The organism is Microbacterium sp. B24, from assembly GCF_000333415.1.
Lineage (GTDB): Bacteria > Actinomycetota > Actinomycetes > Actinomycetales > Microbacteriaceae > Microbacterium.
In genome coordinates this window covers 1-5,270 of the sequence record NZ_BADB01000365.1, presented here as the reverse complement: position 1 = coordinate 5,270, position 5,270 = coordinate 1, and the positions used below count along the sequence as shown (strand labels likewise).

The window sequence follows — 5,270 nt, the reverse complement described above, 5'->3', positions numbered from 1 at the left end:
ATTCGCAGCATCATGACCGCGTCGGGGCGTGCCGCCAGTGCCTCGTCGAGGTCGTAGACGACGCGAGCCGGCCATCGCGACACGTCCTGTGGAACCAGCGTCGGGGGCGCCACGAGGGTGACCTGGGCCCCGAGCGTGTGCAGCAGCCACACGTTGGAGCGGGCGACGCGCGAGTGCAGGATGTCCCCCACGATGGCCACGTGCACACCGGCGAGGTCGCGGCCTCGGCTGTCGTCGCCGAAGCGGCGCTTGCGGATGGTGAACGCGTCCAGGAGCGCCTGTGTCGGGTGCTCGTGGGTGCCGTCTCCGGCGTTGACGACGCCGGCGGTGATCCAGCCGCTGGTCGCGAGCGTCTGCGGAGCACCGGAGGCGCCGTGACGGATGACCACGGCATCCGCGCCCATCGCCTGCAGCGTCTGGGTGGTGTCCTGCAGCGACTCGCCCTTGCTCACGCTGGAGCCCTTTGCGGAGAAGTTGATCACGTCGGCCGACAGGCGCTTGGCCGCTGCCTCGAAGGATATGCGGGTGCGAGTGGAGTCTTCGAAGAAGAGGTTGACGATCGTCTTGCCGCGCAGCGTGGGCAGCTTCTTGATCTCGCGCGACTGGGTGTCGCGCATGTCTTCGGCGACGTCCAGGATGCGCAGGGCGTCCTCGCGAGCGAGGGTGCGGGTGTCGAGCAGGTGCCTCATGACGCGATCGTCACCTCTTCGATGCCGTCGACGTCGGCCAGGTGCACGTTGACGCGCTCGCTGCGGGCGCTCGGGAGGTTCTTGCCGACGAAGTCGGGCCGGATCGGCAGTTCGCGGTGCCCGCGGTCGACGAGGATCGCGAGCCGCACGGCGGCCGGGCGTCCGATGTCGCCGAGTGCGTCGAGGGCGGCCCTGATGCTGCGCCCCGAGAAGAGCACATCGTCGACCAGGACGACGGTCTTGCCGTCCACGCCCCCGGCCGGGATCTGCGTCGGACGCGGAGTCCGCGTGGGATTGCGGTGCAAGTCGTCCCGGTACATCGTCACGTCCAGGGCACCGACCGGCACGGAGGTACCGGAGATGTCGCCGAGGAGGGCGCCGATGCGTCCGGCGAGGGTCACCCCCCGAGTCGGGATGCCGAGGAGGACGAGATCATCGGCCCCCTTGTTGGACTCCAGGATCTCGTGGGAGATCCGAGTCAGTGCGCGGGCGATGTCGGCTGTCTGCATCACGGTACGCGTGTTACCGGTGCTCATCCGCCGCTCCCTTCTCCGCCTCTCTGGACGGTGTTAAAGGTTGCTGTGGTTCGACTCCACTCTACCTGACCCGTGCGGCACCTCAGGTTGTGGATCGCCCCGGTGTGACCGCCCGTCGCACACCGGCGCGGGCGGCGGTGAGAGCGAGCACGAGCAGCGTCACCGGCCAGAACCCGCCGAGTGAAACGGCGTCGCCGAACAGCACGTCCTCCAGCCACAGCACGACGAACTTGCTGCCGGGCAGGATCAGCACGAGCATCACGACCGAGGTCAGACGCCGCGCGGTCGTCGAGGCTGCACGCAGGCGCGCCACGACCGCCTTCTTCACGCGCAGCACGACCTCGAGCACGAGCTTCAGCATGATCGCCGTCGCCAGCGAGACGGCAAAGCTCTCCGAGATGACGCTCGGCACGAACTGCGCGGTGAGGTTGAGGATCACCAGGTAGACGAACACGTCGACGAGATGCAGCGGGTCGATTCTCATGTCACGGTTCCCCTCGCGCACCGCGGGTGTGCTGTTCACGCTCACTCTAGGACAGGCGTGCGAAGCGCATGAGAACACGCTCGCGCGGCGTGCGGTGTCGCTGGAGACGTGATGCGCGTGTCGGCGACGGGCTACGTCGCCCGCGCGGATGCGTCTCGACGACCCGAGATGCACGGATGGGGTGCCCGGGCGCGGTCAGGCACTGCCCGCTGGCCAGGTCCCACTTCCAGTCGTGGAGCGCGCAGGTGAGCACGCCGTCCTCGATCTTGCCGGTCTTGGTGAGGTCGGCGCGCAGGTGGGGGCAGCGCCGCTGCATCGTCCACTCGCCGATCTCGGCGTCCTCGGTCTGATCCGACTGCTCCGCGTACCAGTTCTCGACGTACTCGATGCGGTCGCGGGACAGGCACTTCAGGAACGTGGTGAGGAACTCGTTGAACTTGCCGCTGCGGCCGACGGCGAACTGCATCGACAGGAAGATCGAGTTCGACCAGTCGATCTCATGATCACGGATGTTCGTCGAGACGAGATCGGCGGGGATCGTGTACCAGTAGATGCACTCCTCCCCCGCGTACTCGCGCACTTTCGCTTTCGGGAAATCGACGACCATGTCGAGCTCGCCGATGCGGAAGCGGACGTTGCCGCCGACGCCGGTGCGGATCGTGCGGGCGCGACGCAGCAGCGGCTCCCACCACTCCTGCAGCGCAGCGAGCATCTCCGCAGGTGCCATCGGCTCGGCCCGCGTCTCGATCTCGGCGAGGACCTCCGCCTGACGGCTGTCGCGCTGCTCGGCGAGGTACGCCCACTTGTCCTCGAAGACGCGGTCGATCTCTTCGGGCGTGTAGAGAGTCTGCGTGATCTCGATTGTGCCGCCGTTGAGGTCGACCTGCGTGCCGGGGACGAACTCGTAGCCCTTCTGATCCGGACGCTCGGCGCGCATGTGGGTGAGGAACTGGCGCTGATCGGTGAAGATCGAGTCGTCTTCCACGCCCCAGCCGTTGAAGCGGAACAGGTCGTCGCGCAGGAACATGGGCGGGCCTGCCATGGGGAAGACGTGCTCGGCATCCACCTTCTCGATGTAGTACATCGCGCGCTTGTTCTGAGCGTCGCGCTTCAGCTTCGCGAAGTGCTGCTTCGAGTCCTGCGGCAGGTCGTAGACCATGGGCCACCAGATCGCGCCGGAGACCTGCGTGAAGTACGCGTCGGGCTTGGAGAACGAGAGCAGGCGCTCGAGGTCGAGCGGGTGCGAGTCGTTCTGGTTGAGGATGCTCGCGGTGCCGTCGTCGACGCTCAGCGACGAGTCGCCGATCGGGCCGTCGCTCGGCGCACGCAGCGGCGTCACCATGATCTTCAGCCCGCCGGGGTACTCGAGCGTCTGGCCCGCCTGCGTGAAGACGATGTTGTCGTAGCCGAGGCGGCGCAGGTCCACTTCGAGGTCGTCGGTCGGGTACTCGGGTAGCAGGACCCGGATGTCTTTCGGCACGTACCGTTCCAGCAGTGTCGGATCGAAGTGATCGCGGTGACGGTGCGAGATGTAGAGGAAGTCCGCCTTGCCGAAACGCTCCCAATCCAGGCCCCGGTTGTCGGGGAACGGGAACCACGACCCGAAGAAGCTCGGGCCCATCACCGGGTCGCACAGGATGCTGCCGCCCGTCGTCTCGATGAACATTCCGGCGTGGCCGAGGCCTGTGATGCGCATGCGTCCTCCTGGTCGAACAGCTCCCGAGTCTACGCGTGGGAGTCGTCAGCGCCGCTCAGGCGATGCCGCTCTACGGCGCGGACAGCCCCAGACGGGGGGAGAGACGGGCGAAGCCCTCGGCGAGTCCACCCTCGAGCGCGTCGACGACGTGACCGGCACCCGGGACGACGTAGCTGTCGACGTTCCACCCTGCCTTCGCAGCCGCTGCGGCCCCGCGGCGGGCCTGATCGATGTAAGCGGGGTCGTTCTGACCAGCGGTGAACAATGCCCACTCGTTGGGATAGCCTCCCGCATGAGAGCTGAGGATGCTCGTCGGCTTGGCGGCGTCGTACGCCGCGATCGAGCCGCCGAAGACGTCTGCGACGGTCTCATCGGGGTGCTCCGATCCGGGATCGATCTCGCCACTGACGGACAGCAGATTTCCCCAGACGTCGGGGTGCTCGGCGGCGTACGTGAAGGCGCACCCGCCCCCGTTCGAATAGCCGGCGATGGTCCACTGGCCGGGGCTCTGCTGTATGGGGAGTGTACGAGCGAAAGCGACCACGTCGCGCGTCACGTACGTTTCGACGTTGCCGTACATCGCCGAGTCTGCGCAGGCGGGATCGCGGCTCGGGTCTCCGAGCTGATCGACGACGAGCACGTATGGGGCGAGACCCTTGTTCTTCTGGGCTTGGGCGTCGAGGACCTTTGCGATGTACTGCGGATCCGGGTCGCCCGGCTGGCCCATCATCAGGATGACCAGCGGCAGGCGCGGCGGATGGGCCGTGCGGGCGGCCGGAGGTTTGTAGATGCCGGCGGTGCGGGCAGCGAAGCCTGACTGCGTTGCGGGGATCTCGATCGTTCCCTGCTCACCCGTGGTGGGCATATCCGCCGGGGGCTGCCACGTGCGGTAGAGGTTCACGTCGCCGTCGAGTCCGCTCGTTCCCGTCTGCAGCGTGATCGGTCGGTTGATCTGAAGGTGGAAGAAGCTTGCGACGGTGGGTGTGAGCCCGTAGTACGCATTGATCCCCAGCGTCGCCTCGATCAGGAAGATCGGGATGGCGAGGACAGCGACCGCTCGCCGCCGCCACGGAGCCCCCACGAGGTTCGCGACGGCCAGCCCGACGGCGGCCGAACCGCCCGCACCCCAGACGACCGCCTGCCAGGGCAATGGCATACCGAACAGGTTCGTCTTGCGTGCGTACAGCGCGAAAGCGATGGCCGCGCTCGCGCCGACCGTCATCGACAGCGCGGCCCACAACGGCCAGCGCTCGACGCGTCGGCGGATGAGGAGGAAGACGATCAATCCGACGCTGAGCGCGCCGACGACCCCGATGAGCCAGGGCTCATCGACACGGAGTTCGAGGAAGGAGGCCACTCGTGGTGCCTCTCGGGGCGCGATGGTACCGGCAGCACCGCTCAGGCGGTGCGCGCGATCCGGCCCAGCACGCCGTGCACGAACGAACCCGAGTCGTCGGTCGAGAACTCCTTCGCGAGTTCCACCGCCTCGTCGATCACCACCGCGGCCGGCACCTCGTCGTTGAACATCAGCTCCCACACCGCCAGGCGCAGGATCGCCCGGTCGACCGCCGGCATCCGCTCGATCTTCCAGTCGCGCGCGTGGGTGACGATCTGCTCGTCGATGTCGTCGCGGTTGTCGATCACGCCGTCGACGATCTCGCGCGCGTACAGCCACGAGGCTTCGCGAGCGGGTTCGTTCGCCGCGCGCTTCGCCTCCGCGGCGAGGGTCACCGCAAGCTCATCGCCACGGACGTCGGACTGGAAGAGGATGTCGAGGGCGCGCTTGCGCGCCTTGGACCGTGCGCTCATCGCTTCGAAGACCGCTCGTCAGTTGACGCGGCCGAGGTAGTCGCCCGTGCGGGGTC

At 67.5% G+C, this 5,270-nt stretch carries 6 protein-coding genes; all 6 read right to left on the bottom strand.

Translation table 11 applies throughout. The features are described from left to right. On the bottom strand, positions 1–689 hold a 689-nt coding region (locus I5I_RS09470), incomplete at its 3' end, for an aspartate carbamoyltransferase catalytic subunit (protein ID WP_036318701.1). Next, positions 686–1,225, bottom strand: a complete 540-nt coding sequence (gene pyrR / locus I5I_RS09465) for a bifunctional pyr operon transcriptional regulator/uracil phosphoribosyltransferase PyrR (protein ID WP_036318698.1) — start codon at positions 1,223–1,225, stop codon at positions 686–688. The genes pyrR and I5I_RS09470, both read right to left, overlap by 4 nt. An 82-nt stretch (positions 1,226–1,307) precedes the next feature. Next, positions 1,308–1,748 (bottom strand): hypothetical protein, encoded by a 441-nt coding sequence (locus tag I5I_RS09460; RefSeq protein ID WP_239640076.1) that lies wholly within the window; start codon positions 1,746–1,748, stop codon positions 1,308–1,310. A gap of 7 nt (positions 1,749–1,755) precedes the next feature. Beyond that, positions 1,756–3,405: an MBL fold metallo-hydrolase gene (locus I5I_RS09455; RefSeq protein ID WP_239640075.1), complete on the bottom strand. Its 1,650-nt coding sequence runs from the start codon at positions 3,403–3,405 to the stop codon at positions 1,756–1,758. A 70-nt stretch (positions 3,406–3,475) separates the two neighbouring features. After that, positions 3,476–4,762 carry an alpha/beta hydrolase gene (locus tag I5I_RS09450; protein WP_036318695.1) on the bottom strand — a complete coding sequence of 429 codons (1,287 nt, stop codon included), beginning with the start codon at positions 4,760–4,762 and terminating at the stop codon, positions 3,476–3,478. A 41-nt stretch (positions 4,763–4,803) separates the two neighbouring features. Then, positions 4,804–5,214, bottom strand: a complete 411-nt coding sequence (gene nusB, locus I5I_RS09445; protein WP_036291068.1) for a transcription antitermination factor NusB — start codon at positions 5,212–5,214, stop codon at positions 4,804–4,806. Between the last annotated feature and the right edge of the window lie 56 nt (positions 5,215–5,270).